20 protein-coding genes are annotated in these 22,105 nt (G+C 55.0%); 17 read left to right on the top strand and 3 right to left on the bottom strand.

Features of this window, described 5'->3' with window-relative positions:
• Positions 1-37: 37 nt before the first annotated feature.
• The gene (locus CCE92_RS06095; RefSeq protein ID WP_088006640.1) at positions 38-499 is read right to left on the bottom strand and encodes a universal stress protein; all 462 of its coding nucleotides are present in this window, start codon (positions 497-499) and stop codon (positions 38-40) included.
• Positions 500-709: 210 nt separating this feature from the next.
• Here CCE92_RS06095 and ald point away from each other — a divergent pair, with 210 nt between their 5' ends.
• Positions 710-1,822: an alanine dehydrogenase gene (gene ald, locus CCE92_RS06090; protein WP_088006639.1), complete on the top strand. Its 1,113-nt coding sequence runs from the start codon at positions 710-712 to the stop codon at positions 1,820-1,822.
• Positions 1,823-1,896: 74 nt separating this feature from the next.
• Here ald and CCE92_RS06085 read toward each other — a convergent pair whose 3' ends face one another.
• The gene (locus tag CCE92_RS06085) at positions 1,897-2,994 is read right to left on the bottom strand and encodes a M24 family metallopeptidase (RefSeq protein ID WP_088006638.1); all 1,098 of its coding nucleotides are present in this window, start codon (positions 2,992-2,994) and stop codon (positions 1,897-1,899) included.
• Between the two features lie 82 nt (positions 2,995-3,076).
• Between CCE92_RS06085 and CCE92_RS06080 the strand changes: the two genes are divergently transcribed.
• Both CCE92_RS06080 and CCE92_RS06075 read left to right on the top strand, forming a co-directional pair.
• Positions 3,077-3,757: a metal-dependent hydrolase gene (locus CCE92_RS06080; protein ID WP_088006637.1), complete on the top strand. Its 681-nt coding sequence runs from the start codon at positions 3,077-3,079 to the stop codon at positions 3,755-3,757.
• 102 nt (positions 3,758-3,859) lie between these two features.
• The gene (locus CCE92_RS06075) at positions 3,860-5,161 is read left to right on the top strand and encodes a DRTGG domain-containing protein (RefSeq protein ID WP_088006636.1); all 1,302 of its coding nucleotides are present in this window, start codon (positions 3,860-3,862) and stop codon (positions 5,159-5,161) included.
• A gap of 48 nt (positions 5,162-5,209) precedes the next feature.
• Here the strand turns inward: CCE92_RS06075 and CCE92_RS06070 are convergent, their stop codons facing one another.
• Entirely contained in the window at positions 5,210-5,509 is a 300-nt protein-coding gene (locus tag CCE92_RS06070) for a YtpI family protein (protein WP_088006635.1), read from the bottom strand.
• Between the two features lie 95 nt (positions 5,510-5,604).
• Here CCE92_RS06070 and CCE92_RS06065 point away from each other — a divergent pair, with 95 nt between their 5' ends.
• The 14 genes from CCE92_RS06065 (at position 5,605) to pnpS (ending at position 22,062) form a co-directional block, all read left to right on the top strand.
• On the top strand, positions 5,605-6,546 hold the full coding sequence (locus CCE92_RS06065; protein ID WP_088006634.1) for a DHH family phosphoesterase: 942 nt from the start codon (positions 5,605-5,607) through the stop codon (positions 6,544-6,546).
• A 17-nt stretch (positions 6,547-6,563) separates the two neighbouring features.
• A complete protein-coding gene (gene dnaE / locus CCE92_RS06060) occupies positions 6,564-9,620 on the top strand; it encodes a DNA polymerase III subunit alpha (RefSeq protein ID WP_088006633.1) in 3,057 nt (1,018 codons plus the stop codon).
• A gap of 166 nt (positions 9,621-9,786) precedes the next feature.
• Entirely contained in the window at positions 9,787-10,434 is a 648-nt protein-coding gene (locus CCE92_RS06055) for a FadR/GntR family transcriptional regulator (RefSeq protein WP_088006632.1), read from the top strand.
• Entirely contained in the window at positions 10,421-11,302 is an 882-nt protein-coding gene (gene accD / locus CCE92_RS06050; RefSeq protein WP_088006631.1) for an acetyl-CoA carboxylase, carboxyltransferase subunit beta, read from the top strand. The genes CCE92_RS06055 and accD overlap by 14 nt, the downstream gene beginning before the upstream one ends.
• The gene (locus tag CCE92_RS06045; RefSeq protein WP_088006630.1) at positions 11,274-12,251 is read left to right on the top strand and encodes an acetyl-CoA carboxylase carboxyltransferase subunit alpha; all 978 of its coding nucleotides are present in this window, start codon (positions 11,274-11,276) and stop codon (positions 12,249-12,251) included. The genes accD and CCE92_RS06045 overlap by 29 nt, the downstream gene beginning before the upstream one ends.
• A gap of 89 nt (positions 12,252-12,340) precedes the next feature.
• A complete protein-coding gene (gene pfkA / locus CCE92_RS06040) occupies positions 12,341-13,300 on the top strand; it encodes a 6-phosphofructokinase (RefSeq protein WP_088006629.1) in 960 nt (319 codons plus the stop codon).
• Positions 13,301-13,327: 27 nt separating this feature from the next.
• Positions 13,328-15,088: a pyruvate kinase gene (pyk, locus tag CCE92_RS06035; protein WP_088006628.1), complete on the top strand. Its 1,761-nt coding sequence runs from the start codon at positions 13,328-13,330 to the stop codon at positions 15,086-15,088.
• Positions 15,089-15,106: 18 nt separating this feature from the next.
• On the top strand, positions 15,107-15,493 hold the full coding sequence (locus tag CCE92_RS06030) for an FxsA family protein (RefSeq protein ID WP_088006627.1): 387 nt from the start codon (positions 15,107-15,109) through the stop codon (positions 15,491-15,493).
• 193 nt (positions 15,494-15,686) lie between these two features.
• Positions 15,687-16,802, top strand: coding sequence for a citrate synthase (gene citZ / locus CCE92_RS06025; RefSeq protein ID WP_088006626.1), 1,116 nt, complete (start codon positions 15,687-15,689; stop codon positions 16,800-16,802).
• Between the two features lie 70 nt (positions 16,803-16,872).
• Positions 16,873-18,141 carry an NADP-dependent isocitrate dehydrogenase gene (icd, locus tag CCE92_RS06020; RefSeq protein ID WP_088006625.1) on the top strand — a complete coding sequence of 423 codons (1,269 nt, stop codon included), beginning with the start codon at positions 16,873-16,875 and terminating at the stop codon, positions 18,139-18,141.
• A gap of 180 nt (positions 18,142-18,321) precedes the next feature.
• On the top strand, positions 18,322-19,260 hold the full coding sequence (gene mdh / locus CCE92_RS06015; RefSeq protein ID WP_088006624.1) for a malate dehydrogenase: 939 nt from the start codon (positions 18,322-18,324) through the stop codon (positions 19,258-19,260).
• Positions 19,261-19,443: 183 nt separating this feature from the next.
• The gene (locus CCE92_RS06010; protein WP_088006623.1) at positions 19,444-19,920 is read left to right on the top strand and encodes a MaoC/PaaZ C-terminal domain-containing protein; all 477 of its coding nucleotides are present in this window, start codon (positions 19,444-19,446) and stop codon (positions 19,918-19,920) included.
• A 28-nt stretch (positions 19,921-19,948) separates the two neighbouring features.
• Complete coding sequence (locus tag CCE92_RS06005; protein ID WP_088006653.1) at positions 19,949-20,653, top strand: response regulator transcription factor; 705 nt, start codon at positions 19,949-19,951, stop codon at positions 20,651-20,653.
• A complete protein-coding gene (gene pnpS / locus CCE92_RS06000; RefSeq protein WP_088006622.1) occupies positions 20,650-22,062 on the top strand; it encodes a two-component system histidine kinase PnpS in 1,413 nt (470 codons plus the stop codon). Before CCE92_RS06005 ends, pnpS begins: the two co-directional genes overlap by 4 nt.
• Positions 22,063-22,105 lie beyond the last annotated feature (43 nt).

The following is a 22,105-nucleotide window of genomic DNA, read 5'->3' as shown; positions in this document are numbered from 1 at the left end:
AAACACCGGCAGTCTCGGCTGCCGGTGTTTCTTTCGTCTATGTGTCCTGTTCGTCGTGCTCTTCGGTCCGGACGACGAGGACATCGCATTTGCTGGAGCGGACGATCTGCTCCGATACGCTGCCGATCAGGAACCGCTCGATCGCATTCAGACCGGTAGCGCCGCAGATAATGAGGTCCGCGCCGATTTTCGGGGCGATGTCCCGCGGAATGACAGTTTTAGGGGAGCCGTACTCGATGATGATGCTGACGTGCTCCACGCCGGCGGCCTCCGCTTCCGCTTTATATCCTCCCAGAAGGTCCCCCGCGAATCTCTCCGCCCGATCCGCAATCGACCGGTCATAGGCTTCGATTGCGGCGAAAGATCGAGTGTCGATAATATTGACGAGGTTCAGGACCGCGTTATTCCGTTTCGCGATCCCGATCGACTTTTTGAACGCCCACTCCGCTTCTTTCGACCCGTCCACTGCCACGATAACTTGCTTATACGGCAACGTCATGTTCAATCCCTCCAAATCATTGTATTGATTCATTTCGCCGTCTGGATGGCGGGTTCCTGCAATTTGGCAAAAATAACGACCGGAAGTACCGAAACTTTTCCTGAAAATTAACCGAAGGGTAGCGTAAAAAGAAAGGATATCTGATAGAATGGATGTGCTTTGATGGTTTTGGATACACAATGTTAATTATGAGTACAGGAGGGTTTGGCAATGCGTATTGGAGTGCCTGCGGAAGTGAAGAACAATGAGAACCGGGTGGCGATGACGCCGGCGGGTGTCGTCAATTTGACCATGCATGGACACGAGGTCCATGTGGAAGCCGGGGCCGGTCTCGGATCAGGCTTTACAGACGAGGATTACCGCGAAGCCGGCGCTGTGATCGCCGATTCCGCGGAAGAGGCATGGGCTCAGGAAATGGTCATGAAAGTGAAGGAACCGGTCCAGTCCGAATACCGGTATTTCCGGGAAGATCTTATTCTTTTCACATACTTGCACTTGGCACCGGAACCGGAACTGACGAAAGCGCTGCTGAACAGCAAAGTGACCGCCATCGCCTATGAGACGGTTCAGCTTCCGAACAGATCGCTTCCGCTGCTGACACCGATGAGCGAAGTGGCCGGCCGGATGGCGACGCAGATCGGCGCACAGTTCCTCGAGAAGAACCACGGCGGTTCAGGCATCCTGCTGAGCGGCATCCCTGGCGTCGACCGCGGCACCGTGACCGTCATCGGCGGGGGAGTCGCGGGAACGAACGCGGCGAAAATCGCAATCGGGATGGGCGCCAAGGTGACGATCATCGATTTGAGCCCCGAACGTCTCCGTCAGCTGGATGACTTATTCGGCAACAGTGTCCAGACCTTAATCTCGAATCCGCTCCGGATCGCGGAAGCGGTCGCGGAGTCCGACCTGGTGATCGGTGCTGTCCTGATTCCGGGCGCAAAAGCACCGAAATTGGTCACCGAAGAAATGATCCGTTCGATGAAACCGGGATCGGTTGTGGTGGATATCGCGATTGATCAGGGCGGTATATTCGAGACGACCGACCGGATTACCACACATGACGATCCGACATACGTGAAGCATGATGTCGTCCACTACGCCGTCGCCAATATGCCGGGGGCGGTGCCTCGCACATCCACGCTCGGGCTGACGAATGTGACCGTGCCATACGCCGTCGAAATCGCGAATAAAGGGTACAGACAAGCCTGCAAAGATAATGAAGCGCTCAGAAAAGGTCTCAACACTCTTCAGGGTTACGTTACATATAGAGCTGTAGCGGATGACCAGGGACTGGAATACAAGGCTGCTGACGAGTTGCTGTAATCATGAAGAAAAGCCCTTCCGGAACCCGGTTCCGGAAGGGCTTTTCTTGTAATTTTTCTATCGGCTGTCCTGTATTAACCGCTGATCACCTGGAGTTCTTTCGGGAACTTCGTGAGCACCCTGACACCTTTCTCCGTGAGCACCAGGTCATCCTCAATCCGGACTCCGGCAGTGCCGGTTACGTAAATTCCCGGCTCCACAGTGAACACCATGCCAGTTTCGAGCGGCAGGTCGTTCGCACCGTGGAGGGACGGGTACTCGTGTACCGAAATCCCGAGTCCGTGGCCAAGCCGGTGGGTGAAGTAACTGCCATAACCGGCTTCTTCAATGACGTTCCGCGCGGTCGCATCCAGTTCCGCAGCTGTTGTGCCGGCGCGCGACGCCTCGACAGCTGCGAGTTCTGCTTTGAGCACCGTTTCATAAATCCGGCGCTGTTCATCGGAAGGTTCCCCGAAAGCCACCGTCCGTGTGATATCCGAACAATAGCCTTTCCAGATGACACCAAGGTCGAACAGGACAAAATCCCCTTTTTGGAGTTTGCGGTCCCCGGGTTTGCCATGGGGCGACGCGGTCTTATCGCCGAACAGCACCATCGTATCGAACGACATATGTGTTACGCCGCGTTTCTTCAGCGCGAGCTCGATCTCAGACAGCACTTCAAGTTCGGTGATCCCTTCCTTGAGCGCCCTGCAGCCGGTTTCGATAGCAAAGTCGGCGAATTCCGCCGCCTCGGCCAGCCGCTCGATTTCCTCGGCATCTTTGATGACGCGCATCCGGTTCAGTTCGTCATCGGCGGAAGTGAAAGCCGCTCCGGAGAATAACGACGAAATGGCCTCATATCGGTCGACCGTCAAATGGGATTTTTCGACGGCGATCTTTTTGATCTGGGCGTTTCTTGCCGAAGCCGCTCCATGGAGGATTTCCATCGCATCATCTGTATCCTCATGACCGACCGCTTCATAAGGCCAGCCGGCAGCTTTCGCATCCGGGACTTCCATTTTCGGACAAATGATGAAAGGTTCCGCCTCAGCGAACAGCATGACCCCGAAAAGGCGTTCGTGCGGATTGCTGCGGAATCCGGTTATGTAAAATACATTATCGGGGTTGGTGAGCAGCACGGCATCTGCGGACTGTTTCTTCATGAATTCCTGCAGGCGTTCGATTTTATTCATTGAATTTCCACTCCTTTCTTGTGTAGCATAACAAACATAAGGGTAAGAAACAGCTATAAGCGAAAATTCAGGAGGGATTCAGATGAAGGTTTCATTCCATGGCCATTCCGTCGTGAAAATCAAGACAGAAAAGCACACCATTCTGATCGACCCGTTCATCACAGGCAACGGACAGACCGATTTGAAGGTGAATGAGGAAAAACCGGATGTAATCCTTTTGACGCACGGACACGGCGATCATGTCGGCGACACGGTCCAGCTGGCCGCTGACAATGACGCCCTTGTCGTCGCCACGGTCGAGCTTGCCGAATATCTGGGCAATAAAGGCGTGAACACGCAAGGGATGAACATCGGCGGAAAATGTGATTTTGAATTCGGTACAGTGAAACTGACCCATGCTTTCCATTCTTCTTCCTTCACTGACGATGAGATGGGGATCGTCTACACCGGCATGCCGACCGGGATTTTATTCACAGCGGAAGGGAAAACGATTTATCACGCGGGGGATACTGGCGTGTTCGGCGACATGAAAATGATCGGGGAACGCCATAAAATCGATGTGGCCTTCCTGCCGATCGGCGATTATTTCACGATGGGGCCGGAAGATGCTGCCTTTGCGGCAGAGCTGCTCGGTGCCGAAAAAATCGTGCCGATCCACTACAACACCTTCCCGCCGATCGAACAGAATCCGGAGCATTTCAAGGAACTGGTCAAAGGCGCCGAAACCGTCATCTTAAAAGCAGGGGAAACGATCGAACTTTGAGTGGAACAGGCCCGGGGAGAACTTCTCCCCGGGTCTGTCCGTTTTCATAGGGATTATGGTACACTGAGACCAACGATATCAGATGCAGAAACAGGTGAGACGATGGCGACGAAACACGAGCAGATACTGAATTATATTGAATCGCTGGAAGTCGGCGAAAAAATTTCCGTGCGCAGGATCGCGAAGGAGCTGCAGGTGAGCGAAGGGACCGCTTACCGGGCGATCAAAGAAGCGGAGACGCAGCGGCTCGTCAGTACGATCGAGCGGGTCGGGACCATCCGGATCGAACGGAAGAAAAAGGAGAACATCGAGCGGCTCACCTACGCGGAAATCGTGAACATCGTGGACGGTCAAGTGCTTGGCGGACGGAACGGCCTCCATAAGACACTCACAAAATTCGTCATCGGCGCCATGCAGCTCGAAGACATGATGCGCTATACGGAAGCGGATAACCTGCTCATTGTCGGGAACCGCGCAAAAGCGCATGAATACGGACTCCGTGCCGGTGCGGGGGTGCTCGTGACCGGCGGATTCGATGTCACAGACGCGGTCAAGCGGCTTGCGGATGAGCTGGAACTTCCGGTCATCTCCACAAGCTACGACACATTCACCGTCGCTGCGATGATCAACCGGGCGATTTACGACCAGCTAATCAAAAAAGATATCCTGCTAATCGAAGACATCGTCGTGCCGTCCGAGGAAACCCATGCCTTGCAGGAAAGTGATACTGTCGACCGCTATCATGAACTGAACGAACGAACGAGCCACGGGGGATTCCCGGTCGTCGATGAAGCGGGGAAACTCAAGGGCATCATAACTGCCCATGACGTGATCGGCTGTGATTCCGGAGAACGCATCGATAAAGTGATGACGAAGGACCCGATTGCGGGGACGATGAAAATGAGCGTCGCTTCTGCAGGGCACCGGATGATCTGGGAAGGGATCGACTTGCTGCCGATCATTGGGGATTCCGGTTACCTGGAAGGCATCATCAGCAGACAGGACGTACTGAAAGCTCTCCAGACCGCCCAGCGGCAGCCCCAGCAGGGAGACACGATCGACGATCTAGTCAAAAATCAGCTTCAGCTGTCCGGTGACGGGGAGCTCACATTCACCGTCACGCCTCAAATGACGAATGCTTACGGCTCGCTGTCTTCAGGTGCCTTCACTGCCATGCTTTCAGAAGCCGCAATCCAGGCGCTGAAAGCCCGGAAACGGCGGGAAGGCGTGATCGAACATGTCACGATCTTTTTCCTGAAGCCGGTCCAGCTTGAATCGGTTCTGTCGGCCAGGACCGCCATTTTGGATATCAGCCGAAAGTCGGCGAAGATCGACGTGGAAGTATCCGTAGATGAGGAAGTGGTCGGGAAAGCGCTCATGACGCTTCAATTCCTGGATCGGTAGGCAGCGGAAATGCATGAAAAAATCCCCCTTTTCTGAAGGGGGATTTCCTTAAGGGTTGATTCGCCGCTCTTCCTCCAGGAATTTACTGTGATAGAGGGCTGCCTGATAATTCGTATACGCCATCATCACCCCGAGGATGATGAAGACAGCAGCGATTACATAAGAAACCGCCGACGGATCCAAGAACAGCAGGTTGACGCCGAACGCAAGAAGGAACAAGCCGAGAGCGACTCCGGCTTTGCTCTTGTACCAGTTCTTGCGGACCGGCAAGTGCGAGCGGAACTGCTTCGTTTTATAGTATAAATAAAAAACAGCGGATACGGTGATGACAAATACAAATAACAGCATGAGTGTCCTCCTGTCAGTCGATGCTCTCGATACAATTGTAGCGGCTGACGGACGAAAATGCGACCGGATTCCATGCTGTAAGGGAGTGGAAGATAATGAAAGGTCAAATCATTGACACAATTAAAGCATACAGGACGATCATCATCCATCGGCATGTACGTCCGGATCCGGATGCCTACGGATCACAGATCGGCCTGCAGAAACTTCTGGAGCACAACTATCCTGACAAGCGCATCCTTTCGGCAGGTGAACATGATGAGACGCTCGGCTACCTGGCGGAACCCGATCACGTAACGGACACGGATTACAGGGAGGCACTCGTCATCGTGACGGATACGGCGAATACCGAACGGATCGACGGCCAGCGCTACACAAGCGGTGAGAAGCTGATCAAAATCGATCATCACCCGAATGATGACGGGTATGGCGATTTCGTCTGGGTCAATACGATGGCGAGCTCCGCTTCCGAGCTGATCTACGACCTTTATACATACGGATGTGAAAAGGAAGGGTGGCAAATGCCGGACTCGGCTGCACGGCTTCTGTATGCCGGGATTGTGGGAGATACAGGGCGCTTCATGTATCCGAGTACGACCAGGCATACGTTTGAAGCGGCAGGGGATCTTGCCAGCTTCGCTTTCGACCGGGAAGCTCTCCATAACGCCATGTACGAGCGTGAGCCCCATGTCCTGAAACTGCAGGGCTACCTGTTCCAGCATGCCGAAATGGACAAAAACGGATGTGTTTATGTGAAATTGCCGAAAACGGTATTGGCGGAATTCGGGGTTTCACCTTCTGAAACGTCGCTGCTCGTCGGGACGCTCGGTTCCATGAAAGGGATCCGGGCATGGGCGATCTTCATCGAAGAAGATGGCGAAATCCGTGTCCGGCTCCGCTCGAAGGGCCCGGTCATCAACGGCCTTGCCAAAGACTTCGGCGGCGGCGGCCATCCGCTCGCTTCCGGTGCGACCGTATTGTCGTGGGAAGAAGCCGATCGTGTCATCGCCCGGCTTAAAGAAATTTGTGCAGCTGAATAAGGAAGGAGGGGAACGAATTGTCGACGGTTTATCCGCACATTACAACGTCTGCAGATCTGTTGAAGAGCATTGTGCGACTTGATGACTTGTTTCCTTTTCTGGCAGAACAAAAAACAGAGTCGGCTGCTGTTGTCAACAGTTCCCTCTATGGTGTTCTGCCTTTTTTTGAAGCCGCAGAGCAGAAAGGAATCAAACCGGTCCTCGGGTTATCCGCGATGTTCGAATGGCCGGAAGGCAGTTGCCGGACCGTCCTGTATGCAAAAGACGACGACGGGTACCGGAATCTGCTCAAGCTTTCCAGCGCGCTTGGAACGACCGGCAAAGAGACTGTGCCGGGCAAATGGGCAGCCGCTTACCGGAAAGGAATCTGCTGTGCCATCTTATTCGATAGCGGCTGGAATCCTTCCGGTGGGGAGGAAATCATCCGTTCGCTGAAAGAAATATATGGCCGGGATCTTCGGGGAGCGGTCACCCGCCCGGGTGGCAAGGTGCTGCCTGAAGAATCGTTTTTTTCGGGCCTGTGCCAAGCTGAAGATGTACCGGTCATGGCGACACAGGTCTGCCGATACTTCCGGGAAGCGGATGAATCGGCATATGAAGCAGCGACCGCCATCCGGCTTGGCCGCAAGCTGGCCGAAGAAGATTGGGCAAGACCGGTCCCTGGTCAGCATGTGCCGGATGCAGCGGAATTCCAGGACTGGTTTTCAGACCGGCCGGAATGGCTGGAAGAGACCGAAAGACTGATGGCTTCCTGCCATGTCAGCATTCCCCGGAACCAGCAATTCCTGCCGGTCTTCCCGCTTCCGGAAGGCGTTTCGGCCGACAGCCATCTCAGGCAGCGGTGCCTTCAGGGGCTGAAAGATCGGAATTGCATCGGGAAGGACTATGAGGAGCGGCTTTCATATGAACTTTCGGTCATCAGCGATATGGGTTACAGCGATTATTTTTTGATTGTCGCCGATTTTATCGGTTTCGCCAGGGACAAAGGCATCATGACCGGACCAGGGAGAGGTTCATCCGCCGGGTCACTCGTCGCCTACGCACTGCGGATAACGGATGTGGATCCGATCCGGCACGGCTTGCTGTTTGAGCGGTTCCTGAATCCTGAACGGGTGACCATGCCGGATATCGACGTGGATTTCGCCGATTACCGCCGCCAGGAAGTGATCGACTATGTCGCTAAAAAATATGGCAGCCGGCATACAGCCCAGATCATCACATACGGCACATTGTCCGCCAAGGCAGTCGCCCGCGATACAGCACGTGTCTTCGGCTTCAGTGCTGAAGACCTCGAGGCGGTTTCCCGCATGATTCCAAGCCGGCCAGGCATCACGCTGGACGAAGTTCATGCAGAATCTGTGCCATTCAGGGACTGGGTCGCCGGGGACCGCCTGCGCGAGGATTGGTACAGGATTGCTAAAACGCTCGAGGGCCTGCCGCGGAACGCATCGACACACGCGGCGGGCGTCATACTGAGTCCGATCCCGCTGGTCGACATCGTGCCGGTCGAGCAAGGCAATGAGGGGATATTCATGACTCAGTGGCCGATGAACGACCTGGAAAAGACGGGACTGCTGAAAATGGATTTCCTCGGACTGCGCAATTTGACCATCCTTGAACGCATCAGCCGGCTCGTCAAGCAATCGGAAGGGCGCAGGCTCGATTTCCGGCAAGTGCCGCTGGATGACGAAGGGACATTCCGGCTGCTCGCTGCGGGTGATACCGCCGGCGTCTTCCAGCTGGAGTCGGAGGGGATGCAGCGGGCGCTGCGGCTGATCAGGCCGACAGCTTTCCGGGATATCGTCGCGGTGAATGCGCTGTACCGGCCCGGTCCGATGGATTTCATTCCGGTGTATGCAAAACGGAAAAAAGGCGAGGAACAGGTCCGCTATCTCCATCCGGCACTCGAACCGATTCTGGAAGAGACGTACGGCGTGATCACTTATCAGGAACAGATCATGCGGATCGCTTCCGTCATGGCGGGATTCTCGCTCGGTGAGGCCGACCTGCTCCGCCGTGCAGTCAGCAAGAAAAACCGGGATATCCTGGACAGGGAACGGGAACACTTTGTTTCCGGCGCGCTCGGTAAAGGATATGACAGGAAAACGGCAGATGCGGTATATGACCTCATCGTCCGCTTTGCGGATTACGGCTTTCCGAAAAGCCACGCAGTGGCATACAGCCTTATTTCATACTGGCTGGCGTTCGCGAAAGCGCATGTACCTGCGCACTTCTACGCGGCGCTTCTGAGCGCTGCTACAGGCAGTCCGGATAAAGTGCGCCAGCTCATCCAAGAAGCGAAGGCGAAAGGAATCCGGATGCTGCCGCCTTCCGTGCAGTCCAGTTCCGGTTCATTCACCGTGGAAGGCGAAGGGTTGCGCTTCGGGCTCAGCGCGGTGAAGGGCGTTCCGGGAAGCACAGTCCGCGCATTGCTCGGCGCCAGGACACACGGGCCGTTCACCAGCCTGTTCGATGTCGCCGAGCGGATATCGGCTGTCCATTTCAAAGAAAAGAACGTCCGCCCGCTGATTCTGGCAGGGGCATTCGACGATTTCGGCAAGGACCGGGCCATCCTGCTCGCTTCTTTGGAGGCGGCGGAAAAACACGCCGAGCTTATCCGGCCGACAGAAGAGCCGGGACTGTTCGACGGACTCGGGGATTCGTTCATGAAACCGAAATACACGGCCGCCGGACCGATGCCGGAGAAGGAAAAACTGGCGTTTGAAAAAGAAGCGCTCGGGTTTTATTTGTCGGACCACCCGGTCGAACTGGAAAAACGCAGCCGCAGCAGCCGTTTCCTGCCGCTCAATGAAATCGCGAACTGCCGCGAGCGGGCAGCCGTGACCGTTTTAGGAACGGTTAAGGAAGTTAAGCGGATTCGGACGAAAAAAGGGGATGCGATGGCGTTCGTGACACTGGAAGACGAAACGGGGACAGCGAGCGCCACATTATTTCCCGGCGAATTCGCCAAATACGGCAGCCAGCTGGAGGGGCAGGAAATCATCGAACTCGAAGGGGCGGTCGAATTCCGGAATCGGCGTCCGTCCATCATTTGCCGGGCGATCAAAAGCTGAAGCGGATAAAGGCACTTGCAGAAAATGCGCAAGTGCCTTTTCGCGTGCCGCAGTCTTAAAGACGGGGGAGCAGTTTTTCCTTTACGCCGGCTGTTCTGTCCGTTATTCTAAAGACACGAAGTGGTCAGACCACTTTGAAATAACTGGAAAATAAAAAGGAGCGCGCATGAATCAGACAAAACGATTCTTGGATATTGTGACGGAAATCCGGGACATGACCCACAGACAGAATATCCAGCCTGGTGACAGGCTGCCCTCCGAGAGAGAATTGGCTGAAACCCTGCAGGTCGGGCGTTCCACGATCCGTGAAGCCCTCCGGAGCCTGGAACTGCTCGGTCTGATTGAAACGCGGCGGGGAGAAGGGACATTCCTGTCCGACTTCCGGAACCACAAACTTGTGGAAGTGCTCGCCACGTTCATTCTCCAGGACAGGCAGTCGAATGAAGATGTCCAAAAAACACGGCTTATCCACGAGCTGGCTGCAATCGACTGCGTCTGCCGGGAGCACGCCGCGGCGGCACAGCCGGTGTGGGACGGATTCCTCGAAAAACTGCAGGAAAACAGACCGATGTCCCGGGAATCGATTGTCCGGGAAATTTTGGTGCTGAGCGGGAACAGGCTGTCTCTGAAAATTTGGCTTTTGCTGCTGCAGTACGGCGGCAGGCCGTTCGACGGCCAAGTGACGGAAGACGAGACGGAAGTGCTGGCGGAAATGATCCGCGCGATTTCTGCGGGCGACAGCCAGCTGGCATCGAAGCACTACATATCCTGGTGCGAACAGATTGAAGGAGGGAATGACCATGATCATTCGTGATCTATTCAAGCGGACAAAAGGAGAAGCGACCATTCCGTCCGATGAATCGAAAAATGTTCCGGAAGGACTGATGACGAAATGTCCGGAATGCAAACATATCATACTGACGAAAGAACTGATAAAACAGGACAAAGTCTGTCCGAAATGCAGCCATCACTTTAAAATGACCGCCCGGGAACGGACGGAGAATCTGCTCGATGCCGGTTCATTCCGATCGATCGACGATCACATCCGGAGCGTGAATCCGCTGGAGTTTCCCGGTTATGAAGAGAAAGTGAAAAAAGACAGCGAAAAGACCGGTCTGAATGAAGCGGTGCTCACCGGATTCGGCACACTCGATGGCCGGGAAGTCGCCCTTGCTGTCATGGATTCACATTTCCGGATGGGCTCCATGGGTTCTGTGGTCGGAGAAAAAATTACGCGGGCGGTCGAAGCTGCGGCGGAACGGGAGCTTCCGTTCATCATTTTCACGGCAAGCGGCGGCGCGCGGATGCAGGAAGGCGTGCTTTCGCTGATGCAGATGGCGAAGGTCAGTGTTGCGCTGAAGCGCCATTCGAACAAAGGCCTGCTTTTCATATCGGTCCTGACGAATCCGACGACCGGAGGGGTTTCTGCAAGTTTTGCGTCTGTCGGGGACATCAATATAGCGGAGCCGAAAGCGCTCATCGGCTTTGCCGGACGCCGTGTGATCGAGCAGACCGTCCGCGAAAAACTTCCGGAGAATTTCCAGACGGCTGAGTTCCTCCTTGAGCACGGACAGCTGGATGCGGTGGTGCACCGGAATAAAATGAGGGAAACACTTTCGGCGCTCGTGCGCCTGCACGGAAAGGGGACTGGCTATGACGAAGCCGAAGCAGAAAGCGAATAAGGCGCTTCCGTTCGAGGAGCCGCTCGTTCAGCTCCAGACCAAAATCACAGAACTGAAAGAACTGACCCGCACTGCGGATGTCGATATGTCCACTGAAATCGCCAGCCTTGAAGAGCGGATGGCGAGACTTGAAAAAGAAATATACGAGAACATGAAACCTTGGGACCGCGTACAGGTCGCACGGCACCCGAACCGCCCGACGACACACGACTACATAAGCCGGCTTTTCACGGATTTCATCGAATTCCATGGGGACCGGCTGTATGGTGATGATGAAGCGGTCATCGGCGGCATCGCTTCTTTTCACGGCCGTCCGCTGACCGTGATCGGCCATCAGCGGGGCAAAGATACGAAAGAGAACATCCGCCGCAACTTCGGTATGCCGCATCCGGAAGGCTATCGGAAAGCGCTGAGACTGATGAAGCAGGCTGAAAAGTTCCGGCGGCCGGTCGTCTGTTTTATTGATACGAAGGGAGCTTATCCCGGGAAGGCAGCGGAAGAGCGCGGACAGAGCGAAGCGATCGCGCGGAATCTCGTGGAAATGGCAGGGCTGACTGTGCCGGTCGTCAGCATTGTGATCGGGGAAGGCGGCAGCGGCGGTGCGCTCGCACTCGGTGTCGCGAATCATATTCTCATGCTGGAAAATTCGACGTATTCCGTCATTTCACCGGAAGGCGCCGCCTCGATTCTCTGGAAAGACTCAGCGCTGGCGCAGACGGCTGCGGAGGCGATGAAAATCACCGCACCGGACCTTCTGGAAATGGGGATCATCGATCGGATCATCCCCGAAGTCCGCGGGGGTGCGCACCGCGATCCCGCCAGACAGGCGGAGATGCTCGGGGCGGCGCTCGAGGATTCTTTCAAGGAACTCCGGAAGCTCGGGGAACAGGAACTGGTGGACCAGCGCTACCGGAAATTCAAATCGATCGGTGTTTTTTCTGAAGAGTAAAAGCCGCGGCTTCCGCGGCTTTTTAACTGCTTAAGGAAAGAAATCGTGGTAAGGTGGAAAAAGGAATCGGTTGAACGGAGGGATAATGTATGAAGAAAATTGGCGTGCTGACAAGCGGCGGAGATGCGCCGGGCATGAATGCGGCCGTTCGCGCGGTCGTCCGGAAAGGGATTTACCACGGCCTTGAGGTGGCCGGTATTTATAATGGTTATCAGGGACTGATCGAGGGGCGGATCGAACCGCTCGGTCTCGGGGATGTCGGTGATATCATCCAGCGGGGCGGAACGAAACTTCATTCCGCCCGCTGTCCGGAATTCATCACGCCTGAAGGGCAGGCGAAAGGGATTGAACAGCTGAAGAAAGAAGGAATCGACGGCGTCGTCGTCATCGGCGGGGACGGCTCCTACCGCGGCGCGATGGCGCTGTCGAAGCACGGAATCCCCTGCGTCGGCGTGCCGGGGACGATCGATAACGATATTCCGGGAACCGACTTCACGATCGGTTTCGATACGGCACTCAATACGGTGATTGAAGCGATCGATAAAATCCGGGATACAGCGACGAGCCACGAACGGACATTCATTGTGGAAGTCATGGGCCGCGATGCCGGGGACCTCGCGCTGTGGGCCGGCCTATCAGGCGGTGCAGAGACTATCCTCATCCCGGAAGAAGCGTACGATATTCCGGAGATGCTGGACCGCCTTGACAAGGGGAAAGCCCGTGGGAAAAAACACAGCATCATCATCGTCGCCGAAGGGGTCATGAGCGGAAATGAACTGGCTCAGCTGATCGAACAGGAAACGGGGATCGATACAAGAGTATCCGTGCTGGGGCATATCCAGCGCGGCGGCTCACCGACGGCACGTGACCGTGTGCTGGCCAGCCTGTTCGGCGCCAGAGCCGTCGAAGTTCTGCTCGAAGGCAAAGGAGGCCGGGCGATTGGCATGCGAAATAACCAGGTGGTAGACTATGATGTGACAGAAGCTTTCGGCGGTTCCCACGAAGCCGATCTGAGCCTCTATACACTATCGAAAGAACTATCCATTTAATTTAATCGGACAACTGGAGTGATTGGAATGAGAAAAACGAAAATCGTCTGTACGATCGGACCCGCCAGTGAATCGCCAGAGAAGCTGGAAGAGCTGATCCATGCAGGAATGAATGTCGCGCGGCTGAATTTTTCGCACGGCGACCATGAAGAACATGCAGCCCGGATCCGGAATATCCGGGAAGCGAGCAGGAAGACCGGCAAGATCGTCGGCATCATGCTGGATACGAAAGGGCCGGAGATCCGGACCCATACGATGGAAAACGGGGCAGTGGAGCTTGAAAAAGGTCAGAAGATCGATGTGTCGATGGAAGAAGTGCTCGGCAACAGCGAACGTTTCTCAGTGACGTATTCCCAGCTGATCGAAGATGTGCATGCCGGCTCCACGATTCTGCTCGACGACGGCCTGGTGGCGCTGAATGTGACCGGGACGGATGAGGCACAGGGTCTCATCCACACGGAAGTCCAGAACGACGGCACGCTGAAAAATAAAAAAGGTGTCAACGTTCCGGGTGTTTCCGTCCAGCTTCCGGGCATCACGGAAAAAGATGCGTCTGATATCCTGTTCGGCATCGAACAGGGCGTCGATTTTATCGCGGCTTCATTCATCCGCCGCGCTTCGGATGTCATGGATATCCGGAGTCTGCTGGAAAAGAACGGCGGAGAGAATATCCACATCATCCCGAAAATCGAAAACCGGGAAGGGGTCGACAACATCGATGAAATCCTCCTGATTTCCGATGGCCTCATGGTCGCTCGGGGCGACCTCGGCGTGGAGATTCCGGCGGAAGAAGTGCCGCTCGTGCAGAAGACACTGATCGACAAATGCAACCGCGCCGGAAAGCCGGTCATCACAGCCACACAGATGCTCGATTCCATGCAGCGCAATCCACGACCGACACGGGCGGAGGCGAGCGATGTGGCGAATGCGATTTTCGACGGCTCCGATGCGATCATGCTGTCAGGTGAGACGGCCGCTGGTCAGTACCCGACAGAGGCGGTGCAGACGATGGACCGCATTGCCGAGACGACGGAGAATGCTCTCGATTACCGCCAGATCGTCGCTGCGCGCAGCCGGGAAAAAGAATCGAATATGACGGAAGCGATCGGACAGGCAGCCGCTTACACTGCTCTGAACCTGAAAGTGAAAGCGGTCATCGCGCCGACGGAGAGCGGACATACTGCCCGGATGATCGCGAAGTATCGCCCAGGTGTCCCGGTGATTGCGGTCACCTCGACAGACGAACCGTCCCGGAGACTGACACTCGTGTGGGGCGTCCAGCCGATCGTCGGCCGGCGTGCGGGCTCTACGGATGAAGTGCTTGAATCTGCAGTGGAAGAAAGTCTTTCCCACAACCTGGTGGAGCACGGCGATCTTGTCGTCATCACAGCGGGTGTTCCTGTCGGGCAGGCCGGGACGACCAACTTGATGAAGGTCCATGTAATCGGCGATATCCTGGCGAAAGGGCAGGGGATCGGCAAATCGGTCGCATACGGCCAGACTGTCGTCGTCCGCAATGCGGAAGAAGCGCTTGCTGCTGACACCGAAGGGAAAATCATCGTCACGATCGGCACGGACCGTGAAATGATGCCGGCCATTTCGAATTGCGCCGGAATTATTACGGAAGAGGGCGGCCTGACAAGTCATGCGGCGGTCGTCGGACTGAGCCTCGGCATTCCGGTCGTCGTCGGCGTGCGCGACGCTGTTTCCCAAATTCCCGATCAGTATGACGTGACGATCGATGCAGAGACCGGAATTGTTTATCACGGACATGCAGGTGTCCTTTAAAGACAGGAGTGCATTGACATGAAATGGCTTGTTCCCGCATTTGTGATCGTCCCAGCCGTCGAATTGGCCCTCCTGATGTGGGCAGGCGATGTCCTCGGCATCGTCCCGACGCTGCTGCTCATCCTGTTCACCGGGGTGGCGGGCGCTTACTTGGCGAAACAGCAGGGACTCCGGGCGATCCGGGATATCCAGGAAACGACGGCGGCGTTCGAACCGCCGGGGGATGCGCTGCTCCGCGGCGCGTTCATTCTGGCGGGCGGCCTTCTCCTTCTGACCCCGGGATTTCTGTCGGATCTGACCGGGCTAGCCCTGCTGTTCCGGCCGACACAGAACGCGATCAAGCCGTTTTTCATGCGGATGATCCGGAAACGGATGAAAAATGGCCAGGTCATCATCATGAAATGATGGCCTGGTCTCCCCGTTTTCCGCCTTTCCGCTGTTATAAAGTTTTGGGAAATAATGCTTTTGCATTCACAATTGCGCCATAATTGATTATAATGACCATGTAAGCAAGGAAATAGATTCATATAAGCAGATGAGACATCATTCTGCGTTTTTTTGTGGAATGGTGATTTTACTGAAAGAAGGAGCGATTTAGATGACCGCAGGAAAAGGTTTGGAAGGTGTTGTGGCGACACAGACTGCCATCAGTTCCATCATTGATGACACGCTTACATATGTTGGCTACAACATTGATGATCTGGCGAACAACGCAAGCTTCGAAGAAGTGATTTACCTTCTCTGGCACAAGCGGCTGCCGAAGGAGAACGAACTTGCGGAACTGAAGCAGCAGCTGGCGGATAACATGTCAGTGCCTCAGGAAGTGCTCGACCAGTTCAGAACATATCCGATCAGAGATATCCATCCGATGGCGGCGCTTCGGACAGCGATCTCCTATTTGGGCCTTTTTGATGAAGAAGCTGAAGAGATGACCGACGAAGCCAACTACCGCAAAGCGATCCGCCTGCAGGCGAAGATTGCGGCTGTCGTGACTGCGTTCTCACGGATCCGCCGCGGGGAGGAGCCGGTGCAGCCGAAGTCCGACCTCAGCTATGCTGCGAACTTCCTGTACATGCTGTCGGGAAGCCAGCCGGAGGATATCGAAGTGGAAGCTTTCAATAAAGCGCTCGTCCTCCATGCCGACCATGAGCTGAACGCATCCACGTTCACGGCGCGGGTCTGTGTGGCGACACTGTCTGATATCTATTCCGGTGTCACTGCTGCCATCGGTGCTTTGAAAGGGCCGCTCCACGGCGGCGCGAACGAGCAGGTCATGAAGATGCTGCTGGAAATCGGCGATGAATCGAACGTCGAAAATGTCATCCAGGAGAAGCTCGACAACAAAGAGAAGATCATGGGCTTCGGCCACCGTGTATATCGTCAGGGAGATCCGCGTGCGAAGCACCTTCGCGAGATGTCGAAGAGACTGACGAAGCTGCGCGGCGAAGAGAAGTACTACAACATGTCCGTGAAGATCGAAGAAATCGTGACCGGCCAGAAAGACCTGCCGCCGAACGTGGACTTCTACTCGGCTTCCGTGTATCATTCCCTGAATATCGAACACGATCTGTTCACACCGATTTTTGCGGTATCGCGTGTTTCCGGCTGGCTCGCCCATATCCTGGAGCAGTATGCGGACAACCGCCTGATCCGCCCGCGTGCGGAATACGTAGGGCCGGGCATGCAGACATACATCCCAGTCAGCGAGCGATAAGAAAAAAACTATACCCATGGGGCTGCACCGCGTGCATGCCCTATGATTATGAAACAGGAGGATTTTCAGAATGGCAAACGGCGAAAAAATCTCTGTAAAAGACGGAAACTTAAATGTACCGAATGAAGCGATCATCCCTTTCATCGAGGGAGACGGAACTGGCCCGGATATTTGGGCAGCGGCTTCACGCGTCCTCGAAGAATCAGTGAACAAAGCATACAATGGTGAAAAGAAGATCGTCTGGAAAGAAGTCCTCGCTGGTCAGAAGGCTTTCGACAAAACCGGTGAATGGCTTCCGCAGGAGACGCTGGATACGATCCGGGAATACCTGATCGCCATCAAAGGACCGCTTACAACGCCGATCGGCGGCGGAATCCGTTCACTGAACGTGGCATTGCGCCAGGAACTGGATCTGTACGTGTGCCTGCGCCCTGTCCGTTACTTCGAAGGCGTCCCTTCACCGGTCAAACGTCCGGAAGACACGGACATGGTCATCTTCCGTGAAAACACTGAAGATATCTATGCAGGTATCGAGTATGCTGAAGGTTCGGATGAAGTGAAGAAAGTGATCTCTTTCCTCCAAAATGAAATGGGCGTTAAAAACATCCGTTTCCCTGAAACTTCAGGAATCGGCATCAAACCGATTTCCGAGGAAGGCACGAAGCGTCTCGTGCGCGCATCGATCAACTACGCATTGACGGAAGGCCGTAAGTCGGTCACGCTCGTCCATAAAGGCAACATCATGAAATTCACGGAAGGCTCTTTCAAAAACTGGGGCTACGAAGTGGCGGAGCAGGAGTTCGGCGATAAAGTCTTCACATGGAACGAATACGACAAGATCAAAGACGAAAAAGGCACGGACGCTGCCAATAAAGCACAGGATGAAGCGCTGGCTTCCGGCAAACTGCTGATCAAGGACGCCATTGCGGATATTTTCCTCCAGCAGATCCTGACTCGTCCGGCTGAGTTCGATGTCGTGGCGACGATGAACCTGAACGGCGATTACATCTCGGATGCCTTGGCGGCGCAGGTCGGCGGTATCGGTATCGCGCCAGGAGCGAACATCAACTACGACTCGGGTCACGCGATTTTCGAAGCCACACACGGCACAGCACCGAAGTATGCGGGCCAGGATAAAGTGAACCCGTCTTCTGTCATCCTGTCAGGCGTTCTCATGCTGGAACACCTTGGCTGGACGGAAGCGGCCCAGCTCATCTCGAAATCGATGGAGAAGACGATCGCTTCCAAAGTCGTGACGTACGACTTCGCCCGCCTCATGGATGGCGCGACAGAAGTGAAAACTTCCGAATTCGCTGATGAACTGATCAAGAATATGTAAGTTGAAGGAGAGGCTGCGGCCTCTCTTTTTTTGTTACCGTAATGAGCTCGGGAGGTTGCCTGCAGATCTGCAATTTCCATCAAGTTTCTGGAAACCCGCGGGCCATGCGAGTAGTTGAGTGCAGGGAAGGGTAAATAGTTAGGTGGGAACCAAAAAAATTTAGCGCAAAGGAGAATCCAAATGACATTCAAACGGAAGAAAATTTCGGTTATCGGTTCAGGTTTCACAGGCGCTACGACGGCATTTCTGCTGGCACAGAAAGAATTGGGGGATGTGGTCCTCGTCGATATTCCGCAAAACGAAGACCCGACAAAGGGAAAGGCGCTGGATATGGCGGAAGCCGGTCCTGTCTTAGGGTTTGATGCCCGGATCACCGGCACGGCGGACTATGCGGATACTAAAGACTCCGACCTTGTCATCATCACAGCCGGAATCGCCCGCAAGCCCGGAATGAGCCGGGATGACCTCGTCCAAACGAATCAGAAAGTCATGAAATCGGTCACTTCCGAAATCGTCAGCCATTCGCCGGATACGACGATCCTCGTCCTGACTAATCCTGTTGATGCAATGACCTATACGGTCTTCAAGGAATCCGGCTTCCCGAAAGAACGGGTGATCGGCCAGTCGGGGGTGCTCGATACTGCCCGTTTCCGGACCTTTGTCGCAGAGGAACTGAATCTGTCGGTGAAAGACGTAACAGGGTTCGTACTGGGCGGACACGGTGATGACATGGTGCCGCTCGTGCGGTATTCGTATGCCGGCGGCATTCCGCTGGAAAAGCTCATCCCGAAAGAGCGTCTGGATGAAATCGTCACACGCACCCGTAAAGGAGGCGCGGAAATCGTCAACCTTCTCGGCAGCGGATCAGCTTACTATGCGCCGGCCGCTTCCCTGGCGGAAATGGCGGAAGCGATCCTGAAGGACCAGCAGCGCATTCTGCCGGCCATCGCTTACTTGGAAGGGGAATATGGAATGGATGGTATCTATCTTGGTGTGCCGACCGTCCTCGGCGGAAACGGAATCGAGCGGATCATCGAACTCGAACTGACGGAGGATGAAAAGACGGCGCTTCAGCAATCAGCGGATTCTGTTAAAAAAGTGATGGAAATATTAGTTTAATGAAATTGGAAGCCGCTTGCGGGTATATTCCCGCAGGCGGCTTTGCTTTGTGTTCCTTCGCTGCTCCGTTTTCCCGCCGCAAAGGTTTACGCCGCCCGCTTCGGTGCAGTCATTCCCTGCTCGATTTTTTTAATGGGTATTGATACTATAAGAGTAGCAGAAGAATAGAGAGGGGTATGATCTTTGCTGTTGGGTAAAAAGCGCAAGCTTGGACGGAAAATAGAGGACATCTCTGTAGGCGAGAAACTGAAATTGACCGAAAACATCGAGGACAAGGATCTCCTGCTTTATCTGGGGCTGACGAATGATGGGAATCCCTTGTATATCCAGCACGATTTCGCCTCCAGGACGACGTATGAGAAGCCCATCGTGCCGACCGTCATGCTGACAGGCATTCTGACATCCGCCATTTCGAAGTACCTGCCGGGTCCCGGCTCTCACGTGACCGAACAGCAATTGAAGTTCGTACGGCCGGTGTACCACTACTCCACTGTGGATTTTCTGCTGGAAGTGACGGAAGTGGATGTCGCCCGTAATGAAGTGACCGTCCGCGTGACGGCTGAAAATGAAGACGGTGAGCAAGTGGTCGAAGGGCAGATCAAAGCGCATCCGCCGAAACTGATCGATGGCCTGACGACCCAGACAATGGATAACTTCTGACCGGCGGGAGATGGAAATGGAGACGCAGATGACAAAAAAATTGCTGATTGTAGAAGACGAGGAATCCATTGCGACACTGCTTTCTTATAATCTGAAACAGGCGGGATACGAGACGATTGTGGCCCACGACGGCCAGACGGGTTTGCACCTCGCGGTCGAAGAACAGCCGGCCCTGATCGTCTTGGATCTGATGCTTCCCCAAATGGACGGCATGGAAGTCTGCAAAGCGCTGCGGCAGCAGAAGATCGACATCCCGATTATTATGCTGACAGCGAGAGATGATGAAGTGGATAAAGTGCTCGGCCTGGAACTGGGAGCGGATGATTACATGACGAAGCCGTTCAGCCCGAGGGAAGTGGCGGCCCGCATCCGGGCGGTACTCCGGCGGACTGAACATGCCGCACCCGAAGAGCCCGAGACAGACCGGCTGACCATCGGCGGACTGGAAGTGTTCCCGTCCAAATTCGAGGTTTTCCTGAATAAAAAACCGCTGGAATTCACACCGAAGGAATTTGAGCTGCTTGTATACTTGATGGAAAATCGGAACCGGGTCCTGACACGCGATCAGCTGCTGAGTGCGGTCTGGCAGTATGATTTTGCCGGAGATACGCGGATTGTCGACGTGCACATCAGTCATTTGCGCGAAAAGATTGAAGAGAACAGCCGAAAACCGCAGTTCATCAAAACGATTAGGGGCCTCGGCTACAAATTCGAGGAGCCGAAACCGGTATGAAGTCACTGAAAACCAGGCTCCTTTTTCTTTACATGACATGGAGCAGTACGCTGCTGGCCGGCCTTTTTCTGATGGTCGGGCAGCTTTTTCCGCTTTATGGGGACGGACAAGAAGCGCGTCAGGACATCCTGTGGCTCGTGCTCGGTCTGCTGTTCATTTTGGGGATGCTGCTGAACTGGATTTTCGGGTCGCGGCTGATCAACGTGTATGCGCAGCCGACCGAAGCGGCCGCGGCGACGGCAATCGAGCTGGCGAAAGGGAATTACGAAGCGAGGGCACCGGAAACGCGTTCCGGCCGGCAGCTTCAGCTCGGGACCGCGATCAATGTCCTGGCGAGGAATCTCCAGGACATTTCCGCTCTCCGGGAGCTGGAACAGGAGCGACTGAAAACCTTGATCGAGCATATGGGAAGCGGCCTGATCATGATCGGGCGGAGTGGGAGAGTATCCCTGATCAACAAATCCTTCGCCGCTTCCTTCGGTTTGGAGGCGGGTGAACTGCAGGATCAGCGGTATCGTGAAGCGGAACTTCCCGCCAGCCTCATCTCATTCATCGACCAGATCTTCTTGTCGGAAGACCCCGCGAACACACAGCTGACTGTGACGCGGGGCGTATATACGAGGCATTTTGCGGTATACGGGGCACCGGTGATCGGCGGTCACGGCAAATGGCTGGGAATCGTAATCGTTCTCCATGATATTACGGAACTGAAGAAATTGGAGCAGATCCGGAAAGATTTCGTCGCCAACGTATCCCACGAACTCCGCACGCCGGTAACCTCAATCAAGGGGTTTACTGAAACACTGCTGGACGGTGCGTATCAGGATTCTGCCTCACTGATCGTGTTCCTCGAGATCATCCAGAAAGAGAGCAACCGGATCATGCTGCTCATCCAGGATCTGCTTGATCTCTCGAAAATCGAGCAGTCAGGCTTCCATTTGAATCTGAGCCGGACAGATATATGCGCGGTCGCTGCCCGTGCAATGGAAGGTGTCCAGCTGGCAGCGGCGGACAAAGAGATCGAAGTTTGCCTGGAAACCGAAGGGGACTGCTTCATCGAGGCGGACGCCGACCGATTGCTGCAGGTGGTGTCGAACCTTCTGTCGAATGCCATCGTTTATTCGCCGGAAGGAACAGCGGTCACCATCCGGGTGACAGGTTCGGAAGAGGAAGTGGCAATTGAAGTGGCGGATGAGGGGATCGGCATCCCTCCTGAAGACATCCCGCGGATTTTCGAACGGTTTTACCGGGTGGACCGGGCCCGAAGTAGGAATTCCGGTGGGACCGGGCTTGGGCTTGCGATTGTGAAGCACTTGACTGAAGCGCATGCCGGCCGGATCGAGGTTGAAAGCGAGTATGGAAAAGGAACTGTTTTCCGCGTGAGACTTCCGCGGAAACATCCGGAATAGTGCAGTTTCCGCCGTCATTTTCTTTTCGGTTTGCCCTCGTGGT

This window comes from Indiicoccus explosivorum (assembly GCF_002167005.1).
GTDB classification, from domain to species: Bacteria; Bacillota; Bacilli; order Bacillales_A; family Planococcaceae; genus Indiicoccus; species Indiicoccus explosivorum.
This window is presented reverse-complemented; position numbering and strand designations above follow the sequence as displayed.

Bases quoted from the DNA above. Each gene is read 5' to 3' on its own strand.
- ald (WP_088006639.1), top strand. From the start codon at position 710: ATGCGTATTGGAGTGCCTGCGGAAGTGAAGAACAATGAGAACCGGGTG.
- accD (WP_088006631.1), top strand. From the start codon at position 10,421: ATGATCATTCGTGATCTATTCAAGCGGACAAAAGGAGAAGCGACCATT.
- pyk (WP_088006628.1), top strand. From the start codon at position 13,328: ATGAGAAAAACGAAAATCGTCTGTACGATCGGACCCGCCAGTGAATCG.
- CCE92_RS06080 (WP_088006637.1), top strand. From the start codon at position 3,077: ATGAAGGTTTCATTCCATGGCCATTCCGTCGTGAAAATCAAGACAGAA.
- CCE92_RS06085 (WP_088006638.1), bottom strand. From the start codon at position 2,994: ATGAATAAAATCGAACGCCTGCAGGAATTCATGAAGAAACAGTCCGCA.
- pnpS (WP_088006622.1), top strand. From the start codon at position 20,650: ATGAAGTCACTGAAAACCAGGCTCCTTTTTCTTTACATGACATGGAGC.
- CCE92_RS06030 (WP_088006627.1), top strand. From the start codon at position 15,107: ATGAAATGGCTTGTTCCCGCATTTGTGATCGTCCCAGCCGTCGAATTG.
- CCE92_RS06070 (WP_088006635.1), bottom strand. From the start codon at position 5,509: ATGCTGTTATTTGTATTTGTCATCACCGTATCCGCTGTTTTTTATTTA.
- mdh (WP_088006624.1), top strand. From the start codon at position 18,322: ATGACATTCAAACGGAAGAAAATTTCGGTTATCGGTTCAGGTTTCACA.
- citZ (WP_088006626.1), top strand. From the start codon at position 15,687: ATGACCGCAGGAAAAGGTTTGGAAGGTGTTGTGGCGACACAGACTGCC.
- pfkA (WP_088006629.1), top strand. From the start codon at position 12,341: ATGAAGAAAATTGGCGTGCTGACAAGCGGCGGAGATGCGCCGGGCATG.
- CCE92_RS06075 (WP_088006636.1), top strand. From the start codon at position 3,860: ATGGCGACGAAACACGAGCAGATACTGAATTATATTGAATCGCTGGAA.
- CCE92_RS06095 (WP_088006640.1), bottom strand. From the start codon at position 499: ATGACGTTGCCGTATAAGCAAGTTATCGTGGCAGTGGACGGGTCGAAA.
- icd (WP_088006625.1), top strand. From the start codon at position 16,873: ATGGCAAACGGCGAAAAAATCTCTGTAAAAGACGGAAACTTAAATGTA.
- CCE92_RS06045 (WP_088006630.1), top strand. From the start codon at position 11,274: ATGACGAAGCCGAAGCAGAAAGCGAATAAGGCGCTTCCGTTCGAGGAG.
- CCE92_RS06055 (WP_088006632.1), top strand. From the start codon at position 9,787: ATGAATCAGACAAAACGATTCTTGGATATTGTGACGGAAATCCGGGAC.
- CCE92_RS06005 (WP_088006653.1), top strand. From the start codon at position 19,949: ATGACAAAAAAATTGCTGATTGTAGAAGACGAGGAATCCATTGCGACA.
- CCE92_RS06065 (WP_088006634.1), top strand. From the start codon at position 5,605: ATGAAAGGTCAAATCATTGACACAATTAAAGCATACAGGACGATCATC.